This is a genomic window from Bacteroides sp. HMSC067B03 (assembly GCF_001811315.1).
GTDB lineage: Bacteria > Bacteroidota > Bacteroidia > Bacteroidales > Bacteroidaceae > Bacteroides > Bacteroides faecis.
Genome location: NZ_KV804512.1, coordinates 1 through 15,264, shown reverse-complemented (window position 1 = coordinate 15,264; position 15,264 = coordinate 1). Strand labels below are relative to the sequence as shown.

Below are 15,264 nucleotides of genomic sequence, written 5' to 3'. Positions count from 1 at the left end.
TATGATTGCATTGATAGCAGAGAAGCCCAGCGTGGCAAAGGACATCGCCCGCATCATCGGTGCGACCGGGCGTAATGACGGTTATCTTTCCGGCAACGGGTATATGGTGACATGGGCGTTCGGCCACTTAATCCAGCTTGCCATGCCGGAAGCCTACGGCGTGGCGAACTTCCGCAGGGAGAGCCTGCCCATACTGCCGCCCGATTTCCAGCTAATCCCCCGTCAGGTGAAAGCGGAGAAAGGCTACAAGGCAGACCCCGGCGTGCTGAAACAGTTGAAAGTGATAAAGGAAGTGTTCGACCAGTGCGACCGGATTATTGTCGCCACCGATGCCGGGCGTGAGGGTGAGTTAATCTTCCGCTATATCTTCCATTACCTGAACTGCCGGAAACCATTTGTGCGCCTGTGGATAAGCAGCCTTACCGACAAGGCAATCCGTGAGGGGCTGGATAACTTGCAGCCGGGAGAGCGTTACGATAACCTCTACCTCTCTGCCAAGTCCCGCAGCGAAGCGGACTGGCTGATAGGGATAAACGCCACCCAAGCGTTGAGCGTTGCCGCCGGGCAGGGGGTGTTCTCGCTGGGCAGGGTGCAGACACCCACGCTCGTGATGATATGCAGCCGCTATTTGGAGAACAGGAATTTCGTACCCGCCAAGTTTTGGCAACTCAAAGCGGCGACCGCCAGCGGGGGAATAAATTTTACCGCCCAATCGACCGCCAAGTGGGAACAGCAGCCCGAAGCCATAGCCGCCCTGCAACGGGTAAAGGATGCCGGGCAACTTGTGGTTAAATCCGTTGAGAGGAAAGAAGCCTGCCAAGAACCGCCGCTTTTGTACGACCTTACCACGCTGCAAAAGGAAGCGAACACGAAGCTGAACTTCTCGGCTGACAAGACGCTTTCCATAGCGCAAAGCCTGTATGAAAAGAAAGTGATGTCCTATCCCCGAACCGGAAGCCGCTATATCCCGGAGGACGTTTTCGATGAAATGCCGGAACGTGTCGCTCTGCTGGGGCAATACTCCCGCTTTGCCGGGTATGCCGCCGGGCTGGACGGCACACCCCTGAACCGCCGCAGCGTGAATGACGGCAAAGTGACCGACCACCACGCCTTAATCATTACCGAGAACCTGCCCGGCGAACTTTCCAAAGACGAGCGGGCGGTTTACGAGCTGGTAGCCGGGCGTATGCTGGAAGCCTTTTCGGGCAAGTGCGTGAAAGACGTTACCACCGCCTTGCTGTCAGGGGGAGATACCGACTTCACGGTGAAAGGGTCTGTGATGAAAGTAACCGGGTGGCGTACCGTGTTCGGCGAGCCGGAAACGGGCGGGGATGAAGAAGCCGCCAGCCTGCCGCCACTCCAAGAGGGAGAATATTTGCCACTCTCCGGCGTGGATCTGCTCGAAAAGCAGACCAAGCCGAAACCGCTGCACACGGAAAGCAGCCTGTTGGCGGCAATGGAGAACGCAGGCAGGGAACTGGAAGATGCCGAACTGAAAGCCAGCCTGAAAGATGCCGGGATAGGCACGCCCGCCACCCGTGCGGCGATTATCGAAACGCTGTTCGCCCGCCAGTACATCGTGCGTGAGAAGAAGAACCTTGTACCTACCGACAAGGGGCTTGCCGTTTATGGGATTGTCAAGGACAAGAAGATTGCCGATGTCGAAATGACGGGCATGTGGGAAACCGCCCTTGCCAAGATAGAAGCGGGCAGCATGGATGCCGACACGTTCCGGAAGGGCATCGAGGTGTACGCAACGCAAATCACCGCAGAACTGCTATCGGTGCAGCTATCTGTCGCTACTGGTGAAACCTGCCCCTGCCCGAAATGCGGCAGCGGGCGCATCCTGTTCTACCCGAAAGTGGCGAAGTGTTCCAACGTGGACTGCACGCTTACCATATTCCGCAACAAGTGCGACAAGCAGCTTTCCGACAAGCAGATTGTCGAGCTGGTGACGAAACGCAAGACCGGGCTAATCAAGGGCTTCAAGGGCAAGAACGGCAAGGCTTTCGATGCTTCGCTGGTACTGGACGAGCAGTTCAATGTCGGTTTTTCATTCCCCGAAAAGAAAGCGAAACCGAAGAAATAGCCTATCTTTGCCGCTGAAATTTCATTGTGATAGGTTTTACAGCTTATAATAATTGAAATTTTAGTGGTTGCGCCCGGAGGGAAACCGGGCGCATTTTTTATATGTTCCCGCCAAACAAGTAGGTCGAACAGACCACCCCGTTATCCAGCACCCTGCTTTCCGAGAGCTTCCACAGCGAGCCGGATGTTTCCCCGACAAAACCGATGCCTTTGCCCGCCATGACCGGGACGGTGTAGATTGTCAGGCTGTCCAGCAGTCCGGCTTTAATCAATGAAGTAAGCAGCTTGCCGCCACCCACCACCAGCATGTCGGTTTCCTGTTTCAGTTCATAGACCCTTTGCAGCGGTTCTTCGGTCAGGAACTCCACGCCGCAGTCCGGCGTCACGTTGGTGTCGTAGTGTGACACCACAAAAGACCGTTTGCTTTTGTGCGGCCACCCGCCCCAGTGTTCAAAGATGTAGTTGTAGGTGTTCGCCCCCATAAGCAGGCAGCTTGCGGCGGCGTGTTCCCTTGCCGCCAGTTCCTTGACCTCACGGGGCATCCAGTCCAGTTCATAGTCCGGCGTGGCGGTATGCCCGTCCAGCGATACGGCGATGTGCGCTTTGATTTGTTCCATATTATCAGGTATTAAAGTGATATAAATCCCTACTGTCTTGGCACGTTAGCCGCCACCCCAAAAAAGAAAGCGTGGCATGACGCTGTTTCGATGCGAGGTACTGGCATACCCAAATGTGGAAACAGTGCAGCCACGCTATGACAAACGCATAGCATATCCTGCGCTGAATATCCCCACATTTTGAAAAGTGCCAGTTTTCGCATCGGGACGTTCGGCGAACGTATATGTTATATATAAAGGCAATATTCCGGCAACCGCCGTCCAACTGCCGTTACTTTTTTCGTGTAACTTCTGCAAAGTTAAGCAAATACCCTGAAAAATCACGTGCAAACAGAAAAAATCCTGCCGTGTTATCACAACAGGGCAGGACACAAGCACCTAAAAATACACAAGTTCAGCCCATACGCCTACGGGCAGCTTGCGTTCCTTTGAAGATGATATGAACCGATGACAAAACAGCTTTGGTTCGCCGTGTCTTTGGTGATGATGTCCCTTTCCCGCATGAAGCGGATATAGCTCTTTGCGGTGCGCTCCTTGATGTCCAATACCTGCTGCAACTGCTCGCAAAGGTCTATGTAGGTGATGCGTGTCTGCCGCCCGAAGATGTCACGTGCGACATTCACCAGTTCCCTTTCCTTGCGCTTCTCCTTTTCCTCACGTGGTTTCTCGCCCTTGTACACGTGCATCCCGGCTTCCTTGTCCCAAGCAAAGAGCATCAGCGGCACGTCCAGCGGGCTTCCGTCCCTTACTTTCAGGGCTTTTACCACCGACTGGGTAGGTTCTTCGTCTTTCTCAATGGACAGGATAGTAGCCGCCTTGCGCTGCAACTCGCTGCCCAAATGTCCCCGCAGTTTCAATCCGTTGGGGACGAAGTGCAGCACGCACAGAATACACGTGTTGTAGATACCCGCCAGCCGATAAAGTTCATCTATCACCGCCACGCTTTCCGCTTCATCGTTGGCACTCTTAACAAGGTCTGCGATGCCGTCAATGACGACCAACTGGATGCCGCCGTACTGGTAGTAGAACTTGTCCATGCTTTGTACAATGGCGTTCAGGCGTTCTTTGCGTGACATACCGGTAAGACAGAACGCTTTCAGTTCATCGGGTTTGTCCGGCTGTTTGGCACGTGCCAGCAGGTTGCTTACGTTCTTGAACAGTTGCACTTCCGACTGTTCGGTGTCGTAGAGCAAGACCGCCTTGTGCCTGCCGTTGGCGGTTATCTGTATGCCCAGCGTATCTACTTCCGCATCAGCCGGGCAGATGCAGCCCGCCACGATTGCGGCTACATAATTGCTCTTGCCCGTTCCCTCGCCCCCGGTGATGCCGAACAGGTTGCCTTGTGTCCCCAGCGGAACGTCACCCGCCGAAATAATCTCTTGCGCTTTGGCGGGCGGGTTGTTGAAATCTATCTCGCACGATTTAAGCATAATCAATGTGTCGCTATACAGGTTGTCTAAAAATTCGATAAACAGCTTCAGGAAATCTTCACGGGTGTTCCCGGCTTTGAAGTAGTCGGATATGTCCTTTTCCTCTTTCGTTCCCGGAAGCGGTAGCAGCAGGCGTTTCACGCCAAATTCTTCCAACAGTTTTTCCTGCTTGCATGAACTTTCCCTGCCCGTCTTGTCCATGTCAAAGAGCAGGACGATGTGTTTGAAGCGGAATGTCAGCCGATAAACCAGCGTGGGCGGTATCGTCACCGTTTCGCTGTTGAAGCAGATAGCGTGAAAACCGTGCGCCGCCAGCGAAAGCACGTCTTTCTCGCCGCCCGTGATGAATAGCGTGTCGCCTTTGGCTGGCAGTTGTTCCAGCCCGAAACAGTAGTTCTCGCCGAAGCTGCCGCCGTAGAGGAAGCGGGGCGTGGAGAACGGGCGGTACAGCTTGATGTGCTGTTTGCCCTTGTAGCCGTACATGGGTTCTGCCACCGATGAAGTGTAGGTGTACGGTTTGCCCTCTGCCGTTTCGCTGTTGTATTCCCGGAGCGAGCAGACCTTGTAACGTTCCAGCAGTTCGGGCGTGATGCCGTACTGTTGCCAGTACACCAGTTCGGCACGCGGGAACTTCTGTTCCCGGAACTGGTAGGGCTTGACGGGCTTTTCGGGCGTTTCTTCGGGTTTGTCTGGCACTGCCCGGCGGACGGTTGCCGGGGGAACGGAAACCGGAATGCCGGAAGCCAGCCCCAAGCCCAAATCCCGGTCGATGATTTCCAGTATCTCCACGAAGTCAGCCGCCCGGTTGCAGTCCAGCCCCTTTAACTGCCCCACGAGGAAGAAACAGTCGCCGCTGTAACTGTCGTTGCCGAAGTCCTTCATCTTGTAGATACCGCCCCGGCGGTCGAAATAGATGTTGCAGGAAGCCTTGCTGTCCTCGTACAGCGGGTTAAGGAAGTTGCGACCTATGCGCCAATTGCCGGGCAGGTAGTGTTTGAACACCGCCAGCCCGTTACTTGTTCTTTCTAAGATTTCCTCTTTCCTTAGCATACAACTGGTGGTTGGTTATCAGGTTGTCGATGTTCTCCTTGTTGCTCCTTATCAGGCGTTCTTCCAGCATCCGGCGTATCTCGCTGACCTTGTAGAAGTAACGTCCCCTGATGTTGGAATAGGCGATAGTCCCCGACACCCGCAGGCGTTGCAGGGTCTTTTCGCTTATTTTCAGGAACGTGCAGACCTCGTAGCTGTCCACCCACATGTCTTCCTCGCTTTGCCTTGCCGTTTCCATGTGGTTGAAGATGTAGTCGGCAATGGCGGTAATCTTGTTGTCCAGTTCCTTGTAGGCTTTGGACTCGAATGTTATTATTTCCATAACGGTAACTGATTGATTTGCCGCAAAGTTCGGGTGTCCTGAAAAATAAAACGCCACAGATGTACCCACCTGTGGCGAAATAAATTTTGTTAAAGCACGGTTGCCTAATCCTGCTCCCTCATGCGCATCAGCAACCTGTCTTTCAGGGTGGAGAGGAAGCCCGTTCGGTCTTTGGTCTTGGCTTTTAGTTCCATGTAGGTGTGGTAGAAGTCGCCGAGGTCGATGTCGAACACGTATTCAAAGTAGGCTACAATCTCCTTAATATCAACCGTTCCCTTGTTCAGACAGCCGCAGGCGTCCAGTGCGTAGATAAGTTCCACCAACGCCCTTTTCGTCCCCGTCCAGCGCAACACCTTTCCCATGAAGCCGTTCTTCACCCGCTTGCGTTGTTCCCGGCGTTCCAGCTCGTGCAGACGGTTGGTGAGGTATATTTCCAGCAGTTCGTTGGCTAAAATCTTGGCTACCTTGAAATCGTGACTGGTGCTGAACTGTGGGTCTGTTTCGTAATAGAAACTGTCCACGATGATTTGTATGTCAGGCTTCCCACGCATGAAATACTGCCTGTCCAAGTAGGTGGCTTTCGTTCGGTGGTACTGGTAGAACGCCAAGTTCCGCTGGAACGACTTTGAAATCCGGTCGGTTTCCGACAGCAGGTAGTCCCTTTGCACTTCCTCGCTGCCGCTGGGGAAGCGCACCTCTATCTTGTAAACGGTGTTGTAATAGATGATTTTGCTCGCTAAAAGCGGTTTCAGTTCCTTGAAGAAGTGTATTTCCTCTTCCGTGCTGGCGAACGGGTAGGAGATTATAAAGTTTTTGAGTTCGCCCAGTATCTCTTGCAGGTAGTCCACGCACAGGCGGCAGAGCGTCAGCGTGTCCGCTGCGGTGTCCTCGTATTCCTGTATCTGCCATTCCACTTTTTGAAGCAGTCCGGCGAAGTATGTTTCCAACGGTATCTTATGTTCCATAACCTTGTGCTTATCTTTTATGAAGCACAAAGTTACGGGCATAAAAAATCTGTTTTATTCTTGATTTTTCACATTACGTTCTTGTAACTGTGCATTTTCTTGTTTCCTGCGCTTTTCTGCGTATCTCGCCCGGTGTGTCCAGCAAGTAAGCCTTGCAGAAGTCGTTCAGGTTCGATGTCGATGCGAACCCGGTGGTGAACGCCACTTCGGTAAGTGTGAGGTTGGTGTTCTTCAGGTAGTGTTCCACGTCCTTTGCACGCTCCTTTATCACCCATTCCTTAGCCGTGTACCCGGTCATTTTCTTTACCTTCCGTCGGAACGAGCCGTATTCCATGCCGCATTTGTCCGCCAGTTGCTCGGCATCATAGACCATGTAGCCTTTCAGACGCACCATTTCGGTGAATGTCTGCCTGCCCAGCTCCGGCAGCATCCGTTCGGCGTGGCGCAGTTCCTTTTCCGTCACCAGCAGGCGGTTGTCCCTTACCGGGTTTCTCCGTAGCAGGTGGAAAGCGTGGCATACCGTGTTGTACACGTTGCAGAGGTACTGCCGTCCCGGTCGCATCCAGTGGAGCGCATCGCAGTAGGCGGTCAGTTCGGGTATCTCGTCCCGCTTGCGGTGCTGTTCCGCCAGTTCGTCAAGTATGGCGTAATGTGTGGTGGACATACCCAGCAGGATAATGATTGCCTTGTAGTCCTTGTATGCCGCCAGTGTCGGCGTTTCCGGCAGGCTCTTGAGCGTGTCGCACACGTGGGCGCACAGCCGCCCGTCCTTGCTGAACGGTTCAAGTTCCAAGTAGTTGTCCATTTTCCGGCTGTTGTGCAGCAGCCATGTTACCTTTTCGTCCAGTTCCTTGCAGGACGCTTCCAACTCCACTTCGGGAGCGGGCAGCAATAATGATGTAATCCGTTGTTCCATATCTGATGTTTTATATATGAATGACATATCATTTGTTCCACCTCACGCAATCCGTCCACCCCCATTCATCGAACAGCCATGTTTCTAAGAAGAAAAGTACAAAGGGTAGCAGGAACAGAAAATATGCCTGTACTGCGCTGATATGCTTAGAGCGGCGGTAGCGGTTCAACAATGCCTGTACACGGGCTTTCCTGTATCGTGCAAGAATAAATACACAAATAAGCAAAAACATTGCACCTAAATAGCCAAGATGTAAGGACGACCATTGCGGTACACTGTTAATCAGGAGAAAGTTGCCGGGCAGAACTACTATCCACCACCAATACCAAAACAGCAGTATAAAACCTGACATCCGTCCTATCTTCTTGTCCCAAACCTCTCCCTTGAAATATAGGTAGTCAAAAAAATAGTATCTGTAATTCGTCCGGTTTGCACGTTGCTTCACTCGTTCAAAATAGTTATCTGTATTTTTTATTCCTTTATTATTCATAATGAGTTAGAAAGGAACGCTGTTCAAAGGTTATCTTTCCTTGTTAGCACCTAATTTTGAATGGTTAGCAAAGGACTGTATTTTACTGTTGAATTGCCCTTGCCGTCAATGTTCTTAATTATTAATTGATTGCTCATTAAAAATTGCATATTATGTTTTATACCCTTTCATGAACAATGGAATTAAAAGTATAAGGCAAGTCCTAATAGTACGACAAAAGGAGAGAACATAAAAATATACGCCCATACATTGGAACTGTGTTCATATACTTTTCTTTCCATAATCTTCTCATTCCTATGTTTATACCGGTAATAAAAATAAAGGCTGCTCCATAAGGATAACATAATGACAAGGACTATGAAAAACACATTAGCTGCATTCTTTTGCGGTGAATATCCCATTATGATATAATAGTATATAATTGCGGCATCCACCAAATAGAATAGCAGGATTGTGGACATGATAAATGGCACATGTGTATTCAGATACATACTGGTATCCATATATCGGGTCAATACTTGAATCTTGTAAAACAAATATTCTAATATTCTATGTATCATCATTGTTTCTAATGGTTTGACAAGGAGCTGCGTTTAGCAGCTATCTTGGCTCGTTATCAATATAATTCTCTAAGAAAGCATATTCATTCATTATGGCAAGATTTCACATTCTTCACCAAAAGGATAATAGGTTCTCATGTTTACGGTCGATTCATTTTCGCTGCGACATACTCTTATTCTGCTTATGGAAAGTTTTTCTGTTACTAAGAGTTCGTACCGTAAATTTTCATGGTGAAAGACTATTACTTCCGGCTTCTCTGTGTCATAAAGAGAATAGAATATTCTTAGATTTTTGTAAGAAGATAATGCCGTTTCAATTTGTACATCAAAAGAAACCGGCAATGTTACAGAGAGATATTCCATATTGCCCGGATTACTCTTTATATCCAAATCAATATACTCAATGTGGGCAGGCTCTTTGCTGGTTTCGGGCAAGAAACCAATCATAACGCCCTTATCTTCTATCTCGATAGGCTCTTCGTCTATTTCATCATATTCATCATAATCAGAAAGGAGTTCCTCAATGGAAGTTTCAAATAACTTCTCGAATATTCTCTCTGTGTTTTTGTTCTGTATGTCAGTGCAGAACAATTCTGCATGAATCTTATTGTTTGTTGTATTCATCTTCATAACAAGTCATTTTGTCTTAATGTATCGTAGTAATCTCCGTCACTATCCATATTGGAAACTATTTTTTTTGACAGTTCTACTGCATTGAGAGCAATGCATTCTTGTCCGAACACGGGATGAATCAAGAATGATAAGTCTTGCTTGTTTCCTTTCAGCCATTTCAGAAAATTTATGGTATTGACTTTACTTAGCTTTATGGACATATTGCATAAAGCCAAATACAACTCCATATAATATTCGTCTTGCCACAACAAAAATGTGCCGCTATTATCTTGCCCTACAATAATTTGTAAGGTGTCGTCAGAAGCAATAGTGTCAAAGAAATTCTTCGCTCTTTTCTGACTATTAGATTGTTGAATGAATTGCTTTCTCATGTTGTTATTCCATTTGTTATTGATAATGGTTAGAAAGGAGCATCGTCAGATGCTATCTTTCGTTGTTATAAACTTAATTGTTCTTGCTCACTTACATTTTCGTTTATTAGTCTGCACATATATTCTTGCAGGCAATAATTATATATTTCAGCAGTAAGTAATGATTTTATATATTCCACATTTTCATATATGTATTTCATTTTATAAGCTAATATTTCAAAGGGCATATCTTCGTTATTATATGTAGCCATTATCTGCCATAAATTTGAAATCGTTTGGCTTATATCATTATCTTGGTACTGTTTATTGGCTTCCATATTCTGATATTTATAGATGTAATACTCTGTGTATGCTGGTATGCGGTATGTTTCATGTGCAAAGCCAGTTCCGCCCCCGGCAATACATCTCAACATATCATTTACACAATAGAATATTTTGTTTAATGTCTTACGTTCACAACGATAGTGTTTCCTATTATTGGCATTAAACTGTGCATACCATATACAATATAAGTCAAATCCAGTTTCTCCATAGAAATAACCTTGCAATGAAGTATATTGTTGGCGGTATAATGTATCGGGATAAACCGCTGCCGAATTTGCAAACAATCTTTCCGCATCTTCTTCTATATAGCGGTACTCTTTTTTACTTTGTTTACGGAATTTATCAATATTGAGTATATCATCTTGTATGTTACGTTCACACAGAGTTTTACTACAAGAGCAACCCATTACCACGAAAATGGCAAGAACAAATAGTACTATGTTTGCAATGCGATACATATTGTTTATAATGGCTAAGCGGGAAACGACGTTAGTCCGTTATCCCGGTTTGTTAGTAATATATTCTATCGCACTCGCTTCAAATCCCCAATAAATTGGAGTACCGTTTCTATATATGGAATAGCTTTTAGAATTTTGATATTATCTATTGATTCTATACCACCCGATACCAATGCTGGGACATATCCGTAACATTCATCCAATGTAGGAACATCCTTTTCTGATTTTATCATAGGATATTTATTTAAGGAGAACCATGATTCCAAACAACTCTTGTTGAAAATTACCACATTCAATAGTATATCAACATTCTCGGATAAAATCTTGAATGTTCCGTATCTCACATTGATGAATACGACATAATCTCCTATCACGGGATTCTTAACATAAGCAAAAATATCTCCAAAAACAGTTGTCATAAATGGAGTTACAGTTTCATACTCATACAGAGGATAACTATCATCTACTATTGTCTGATATTTATTGGGGTTAATAATTCTGAACAATCCATCACAAAACGTTCCAAGTCCAACTTCTTTCCAAAGTTCGATAATTTTTTCTGATACCGCATTAGCATATTTTGCAATAAAAGTATCATCTACCGTTTGGCGAGTGCTGTTTAGGCTCTTATCTAAAAATTTTTCGTACATATTGATTGTGCTATTTATTACTAATGGTTAGAAAGGGGCATCGTCAGATGCTATCTTTCGTTGTTAGCAACCGATTTATAATAACTTTTCAATTTATCGTTATTAGGAATATTCCCAATATGCCACAAATGGATTTATGACATTATTACCTTCAATTCTTCCATAAACATATATACAGCCAGCCATGAAAACGGAAATATCCTTTATGCAGATTTCGTTGATTTGAAAAATAAAACTATTTCCATCTTTAGTCACTTTACTATCATTATCTAACCCCCATTGAATAGGCATTACGTTACCACCAAATTTGATTGCGCAATCTTTTTCTGGCATATCTTTTTCTATACTCATCTCGTATATTGAGTAAATTTCATCTATTTCGGGATGTTTATATCTATCACTCTTGCTTTGACTACTTAATTCATGTTCAAACAACAACAATTTGCAATCGGGATATGTATTATATTCCAAAGCAACATCAAATTCCGGAGTGAAAATTGATATTTGCTTGTTTGGGTTTAAGGGGTTTTGAAATGTCAGATAAAAATAGAAATTTTCATTATTCAATATATTCTTATCATCAAAGTACGTTGGAGCATTTCCACCAACCCAACTAAAACATTCTTTTTGGTATTCACAAATGCCGTAGTATATTGCGTTTTCTCTTGTTTTAAGTATTCTTTCTATTTCCATAATAACGATAATGATTTGATTGTTGCTAATGGTTCAGCAGGGAACGGCTTGCCGTTATCCTGCGTCGTTAGTGATATTTTTACCATAATTCTTCTGCGGAGAAATCACCTAAGAAGAAATATAGCAACGAAATTATTTGTAACAAAATACACAGACCTGCCACAAAGCATATTGTTAATATTATTATTTTCTTTACACCTTTATACTTTTTCTTTCTTAATAAAAAGAGTAGCAATAGTGAAATCGCTATGAGCATAATATTTATCGCACCTGCAATCATATCTATTGTTTATAATTTTGTTGTTATCACTAATGGGTTGGAAAGTAACGCCGTTTAGGGGTTATCTTTCCTTGTTATAAACTTTTTTATTTTTCCAATGGATATATAATTCTCCATTCTTTAGTCTTTTCTCTCCAACTATTGCACATAAAAGATTATTTTCATAGGCAAAATTATATTCCTCTGCTGGCATATTGCCCCAACGAGAAGCATACCTATGTACTTTACTAATTCTTTCTTTATCATATTCATATAAATACACTGACCAATCTTTATATGAATTTATACCCTGAAAGATATTCATTTCATGGTATGGATAAAAATAGCTTATTGAGATTATGGTTGTATATTGATTGGGTATATATTTAACATGATATACATAATATGAAAAGGCATTATCATACTCATATATATCAGTTATGATGCCATTTCCTATATTATCTGGAGCTTCTTGCGAACAAAGTATTTTTCCTTCTGCATTAAAGCCAAAAGAATACAGACCAGCTATTTTTAGACGGTCTTTTTCTTCAATATTTTTTCGTATTCGTCCGTTTGGTAAACCCGCTAATTCATTTTGATAGGGAGCAGGAACATAAAATTCATGTGTAGCATACTTCCATGAAGAGATTTGTCGTAAAACACTTTCAACTTTGGCATGAATGACAAGCTCTGACTGTTTTAACCGTTGATACAGTTTGTCATTTATTTCCATAATATGTATATCATTCTTTATATCCATTGGCTTTATTGTTTATAATGGGTTGCAGCTTGCCACCGTTAGGTGGAATAGGTGCTTGTTATCAACATATTATTCATCTACTAAATCAGCCAAACGATCCATTGCAGGTTGCAAGTCTTCAGGGATACCTTCTTCCCAAGAAGGCACATCCAATGCAATACCATTTAAAGCAGTAAACATTTCTTGGGGAATGGGAATCTTAAATTCCGAAGGATTCAAACTTGCAGTCCAGTCATATCCATCTTGATACGAATCATGACAAGGATTGAAAGCGTAGCGTTGGTTCCTGTAAAATCCTGATGTGTAATTCTGTTCAATTGTTTGGATGATGTCATAATCTTCAAGATACCAACTATGAGTATTTTCACATTCCTCACGGTTTACAAACTGTTTGCTGAAATCTGGAGCCATCCGCCAATAAAGTAGCAGGCATGTTCCTTTGTCTGTATCGGGCTGCTCGACAATCCATTGGATAACTTTCTTAGGATTATCAAAATTCCAGCTTAGAGCCAGCATTTGGCGAATTTCTGAATCATGTTTCTTTAAGTAATCAATGATGAGTTCGGCACTCAGTTCATCGTAAACGTCTTCATCAATACGTTTATCACCCCAATCGTAATTTTCGTCTAAAAGTTTGTTTATAAAGTCCATAATTGTAATTTATTAATTTGTTGATAATGTTATTTATAACCGCACCTTATGGTGTCGTTCCTACACTTCTATAACTGCACCTCACGAATTATCCAGTGTATCAAGAGGATTAGGGATTTTTGCTTTATGGGCACTTGACACATGAAGATAAATGGTTGTGGTCTTGATGTCGTTGTGTCCCAGCAATTCCTGTATCGTGTGCAGGTCTGTTCCCTGTTCCAGCAAGTGTGTGGCAAAGGAGTGGCGCAGCATGTGTACGTGTACACGGTGTTTGATGCCTGCACGATGTGCGGCTTCTTTCAGCACTTTCACCAATGCACTTGCCGAATATTGCTCTCCGGGTGTTTCGCCCTCAAACAACCATTTTTGTGGACGATATTCCCGAAAGTAGTGCCGTAGTTCTTCCAGCAACTTGGGCGAAAGGAGCGAATAACGGCATTTCTTCCCCTTGCCCATGATACGAACCGACATTGTTTCACTGTTGATGTCCTGCGGGGTCAGGTTAAGCAATTCGCTTCTTCTAAGTCCGGCAGAGTAAACCAACGAAATCATGCAGTGATGCTTGATGTTGGAAATTTGTGCAAGGATGCGCTTAATTTCATTCTTGCTCAACACTTCGGGCAGGCTCTTGTACTCTTTGGCACGGGTGATACCGCCATAGTATTGCCGTTTGCCGCCTTTCACCTGCTCGTAATAGAACTTGATAGCATTGATGCGCATATTCTGTTGCGACACCGAAATCTTCTTCTCGTTCACAAGATAGAGTATGTACTTGTTGATGTCCGGCACTTTCAGGCGGTCGATGTTCCGTCCCTTGTGATATTCCATGAAATCGCTGAAATAAGCACGGTATGTTTTGACGGTCGAGGGGCTGTAACGCTTTTGTTCCAGCAGTTCGAGATAGCCTTTCGGCAGTGTGTATTCCCTTTTGGGTTTGGGATGCCGCACGTAAACCCGGCTGTAATCAATATAGGCGTGGGGCGAATAGCGGTCGTAAAAATCCGGCAGGCTGAAAGCGGCTGACGCTATGTATGCAGAGCCGTTACCAGCCATTTCCATGCCCGTGTCTTGGGCGAGCAGCAGGGCGACAGCCTGACTGTTCGCATATTCTATCCGTATGTAGTCCGCACCGTCCCTTGTTTCTTTGTGTAGCACGATGCTTCCTCTTTGTTTCTGAACCTTATCCATGTCGCTGAATTTTGCTTCGCTCCAAAGATAAGATAAAAATACCATTATTTGAACATCTGTTCAAAAATAATCGAGGTTAAAAAAACAAAAGAGTATCAGGCTTTAAGCAGCGAATAGATATGGCGAAAATTTTCTGCCAGTTCGTCCACGTTCAAACCGTTTAGAAATGCTTGTTCGTATGACAGTCCTAAAAACATTTGCCGGAACATGATAGCCGTTTTCTTCACGTCCGTGTTGCTCCTGATTTCCCCGCTTTCTTTTGCCTTCTGTATGACTTTCTCCCATAGGTCATAGTCTTGTCGGTAGATTTTCTCAATTTTCTGCCTGATGCCCGGATAGTACATACGCACTTGTGACAGAAAGTGAAAGTAGTAGAAGTTAGGACTACAATCATGCGGGCTGCTATTATCACCAATCAGTTCAACAATCCTTTTCATGGAAGCGGCTACCCCCGCCACGTATTGCCCGATGAACTCCGCCAACGTATCGGCAGGAGCGGCAAACTTGTTTTCCGGTTCGTGCATTTGCAACACGTATTTGTCCGCCACAGCCATGAATAAATCCAGCTTGTGCGGAAAATAATAAACGATACCCGTTTTTGTCACCCCGCAGGCTTTGGCAAGCGTGATGATGCTTGCTTTCTCGTAGTTCATCCTGACAAATACGCCGAACGCTTTATCTATTACTTCTTCACGGTTAGTTATTATCATACACGTTTGTTTTTAATCGGTTACGAAGATACGGATTTTGTTTTAAGCATTTGTACCCCAGTGCTTTTTTTTAGTGCAAGGTGCAAGTATATATTTATATATATAGCTTGCACCTTGCAGTGTGCCGTG

General features: G+C 45.0%; 16 protein-coding genes. 1 reads left to right on the top strand and 15 read right to left on the bottom strand.

Annotation, left to right across the window (positions count from 1 at the left end; genetic code table 11):
- The first annotated feature begins 1 nt into the window (after window position 1).
- Window positions 2-2,089 carry a type IA DNA topoisomerase gene (gene topB, locus HMPREF2794_RS26935; protein WP_070753197.1) on the top strand — a complete coding sequence of 696 codons (2,088 nt, stop codon included), beginning with the start codon at window positions 2-4 and terminating at the stop codon, window positions 2,087-2,089.
- A gap of 97 nt (window positions 2,090-2,186) precedes the next feature.
- Here the strand turns inward: topB and HMPREF2794_RS26930 are convergent, their stop codons facing one another.
- From HMPREF2794_RS26930 to HMPREF2794_RS26845, 15 genes are all read right to left on the bottom strand, one after another.
- Complete coding sequence (locus tag HMPREF2794_RS26930; protein WP_004326099.1) at window positions 2,187-2,705, bottom strand: dihydrofolate reductase family protein; 519 nt, start codon at window positions 2,703-2,705, stop codon at window positions 2,187-2,189.
- 407 nt (window positions 2,706-3,112) lie between these two features.
- Entirely contained in the window at window positions 3,113-5,185 is a 2,073-nt protein-coding gene (locus HMPREF2794_RS26920) for a bifunctional DNA primase/helicase (RefSeq protein ID WP_070753193.1), read from the bottom strand.
- Window positions 5,148-5,576: a helix-turn-helix domain-containing protein gene (locus HMPREF2794_RS26915; RefSeq protein WP_007845709.1), complete on the bottom strand. Its 429-nt coding sequence runs from the start codon at window positions 5,574-5,576 to the stop codon at window positions 5,148-5,150. Before HMPREF2794_RS26915 ends, HMPREF2794_RS26920 begins: the two co-directional genes overlap by 38 nt.
- Window positions 5,577-5,611: 35 nt before the next feature.
- Window positions 5,612-6,514, bottom strand: coding sequence for an RteC domain-containing protein (locus HMPREF2794_RS26910; RefSeq protein ID WP_004326095.1), 903 nt, complete (start codon window positions 6,512-6,514; stop codon window positions 5,612-5,614).
- A gap of 31 nt (window positions 6,515-6,545) precedes the next feature.
- Window positions 6,546-7,388 carry a helix-turn-helix domain-containing protein gene (locus tag HMPREF2794_RS26905; RefSeq protein ID WP_070753211.1) on the bottom strand — a complete coding sequence of 281 codons (843 nt, stop codon included), beginning with the start codon at window positions 7,386-7,388 and terminating at the stop codon, window positions 6,546-6,548.
- Window positions 7,389-7,416: 28 nt separating this feature from the next.
- Complete coding sequence (locus HMPREF2794_RS26900; RefSeq protein ID WP_070753191.1) at window positions 7,417-7,878, bottom strand: hypothetical protein; 462 nt, start codon at window positions 7,876-7,878, stop codon at window positions 7,417-7,419.
- A 650-nt stretch (window positions 7,879-8,528) separates the two neighbouring features.
- Complete coding sequence (locus HMPREF2794_RS26890) at window positions 8,529-9,068, bottom strand: hypothetical protein (RefSeq protein WP_005642385.1); 540 nt, start codon at window positions 9,066-9,068, stop codon at window positions 8,529-8,531.
- Complete coding sequence (locus HMPREF2794_RS26885) at window positions 9,065-9,442, bottom strand: hypothetical protein (RefSeq protein ID WP_070753189.1); 378 nt, start codon at window positions 9,440-9,442, stop codon at window positions 9,065-9,067. The genes HMPREF2794_RS26890 and HMPREF2794_RS26885 overlap by 4 nt, the downstream gene beginning before the upstream one ends.
- A 65-nt stretch (window positions 9,443-9,507) precedes the next feature.
- Entirely contained in the window at window positions 9,508-10,224 is a 717-nt protein-coding gene (locus HMPREF2794_RS26880) for a hypothetical protein (protein ID WP_016662390.1), read from the bottom strand.
- Window positions 10,225-10,289: 65 nt separating this feature from the next.
- Window positions 10,290-10,874 carry a GAD-like domain-containing protein gene (locus HMPREF2794_RS26875; protein WP_004326084.1) on the bottom strand — a complete coding sequence of 195 codons (585 nt, stop codon included), beginning with the start codon at window positions 10,872-10,874 and terminating at the stop codon, window positions 10,290-10,292.
- Window positions 10,875-10,976: 102 nt separating this feature from the next.
- Complete coding sequence (locus HMPREF2794_RS26870) at window positions 10,977-11,567, bottom strand: hypothetical protein (protein WP_070753187.1); 591 nt, start codon at window positions 11,565-11,567, stop codon at window positions 10,977-10,979.
- Window positions 11,568-11,908: 341 nt separating this feature from the next.
- On the bottom strand, window positions 11,909-12,586 hold the full coding sequence (locus tag HMPREF2794_RS26860) for a hypothetical protein (protein ID WP_070753183.1): 678 nt from the start codon (window positions 12,584-12,586) through the stop codon (window positions 11,909-11,911).
- Between the two features lie 69 nt (window positions 12,587-12,655).
- Window positions 12,656-13,237, bottom strand: coding sequence for a DUF4274 domain-containing protein (locus HMPREF2794_RS26855; protein WP_070753182.1), 582 nt, complete (start codon window positions 13,235-13,237; stop codon window positions 12,656-12,658).
- 81 nt (window positions 13,238-13,318) lie between these two features.
- On the bottom strand, window positions 13,319-14,425 hold the full coding sequence (locus HMPREF2794_RS26850; protein ID WP_055295521.1) for a tyrosine-type recombinase/integrase: 1,107 nt from the start codon (window positions 14,423-14,425) through the stop codon (window positions 13,319-13,321).
- Between the two features lie 95 nt (window positions 14,426-14,520).
- Window positions 14,521-15,135 carry a TetR/AcrR family transcriptional regulator gene (locus HMPREF2794_RS26845; RefSeq protein ID WP_005924132.1) on the bottom strand — a complete coding sequence of 205 codons (615 nt, stop codon included), beginning with the start codon at window positions 15,133-15,135 and terminating at the stop codon, window positions 14,521-14,523.
- Window positions 15,136-15,264 lie beyond the last annotated feature (129 nt).

Bases quoted from the DNA above. Each gene is read 5' to 3' on its own strand.
- HMPREF2794_RS26910 (WP_004326095.1), bottom strand. From the start codon at position 6,514: ATGCCCGTAACTTTGTGCTTCATAAAAGATAAGCACAAGGTTATGGAA.
- HMPREF2794_RS26850 (WP_055295521.1), bottom strand. From the start codon at position 14,425: ATGGATAAGGTTCAGAAACAAAGAGGAAGCATCGTGCTACACAAAGAA.
- HMPREF2794_RS26900 (WP_070753191.1), bottom strand. From the start codon at position 7,878: ATGAATAATAAAGGAATAAAAAATACAGATAACTATTTTGAACGAGTG.
- HMPREF2794_RS26845 (WP_005924132.1), bottom strand. From the start codon at position 15,135: ATGATAATAACTAACCGTGAAGAAGTAATAGATAAAGCGTTCGGCGTA.
- HMPREF2794_RS26870 (WP_070753187.1), bottom strand. From the start codon at position 11,567: ATGGAAATAGAAAGAATACTTAAAACAAGAGAAAACGCAATATACTAC.
- HMPREF2794_RS26855 (WP_070753182.1), bottom strand. From the start codon at position 13,237: ATGGACTTTATAAACAAACTTTTAGACGAAAATTACGATTGGGGTGAT.
- HMPREF2794_RS26880 (WP_016662390.1), bottom strand. From the start codon at position 10,224: ATGTATCGCATTGCAAACATAGTACTATTTGTTCTTGCCATTTTCGTG.
- HMPREF2794_RS26930 (WP_004326099.1), bottom strand. From the start codon at position 2,705: ATGGAACAAATCAAAGCGCACATCGCCGTATCGCTGGACGGGCATACC.
- HMPREF2794_RS26860 (WP_070753183.1), bottom strand. From the start codon at position 12,586: ATGGATATAAAGAATGATATACATATTATGGAAATAAATGACAAACTG.
- HMPREF2794_RS26890 (WP_005642385.1), bottom strand. From the start codon at position 9,068: ATGAAGATGAATACAACAAACAATAAGATTCATGCAGAATTGTTCTGC.
- HMPREF2794_RS26885 (WP_070753189.1), bottom strand. From the start codon at position 9,442: ATGAGAAAGCAATTCATTCAACAATCTAATAGTCAGAAAAGAGCGAAG.
- HMPREF2794_RS26920 (WP_070753193.1), bottom strand. From the start codon at position 5,185: ATGCTAAGGAAAGAGGAAATCTTAGAAAGAACAAGTAACGGGCTGGCG.
- HMPREF2794_RS26875 (WP_004326084.1), bottom strand. From the start codon at position 10,874: ATGTACGAAAAATTTTTAGATAAGAGCCTAAACAGCACTCGCCAAACG.
- topB (WP_070753197.1), top strand. From the start codon at position 2: ATGATTGCATTGATAGCAGAGAAGCCCAGCGTGGCAAAGGACATCGCC.
- HMPREF2794_RS26905 (WP_070753211.1), bottom strand. From the start codon at position 7,388: ATGGAACAACGGATTACATCATTATTGCTGCCCGCTCCCGAAGTGGAG.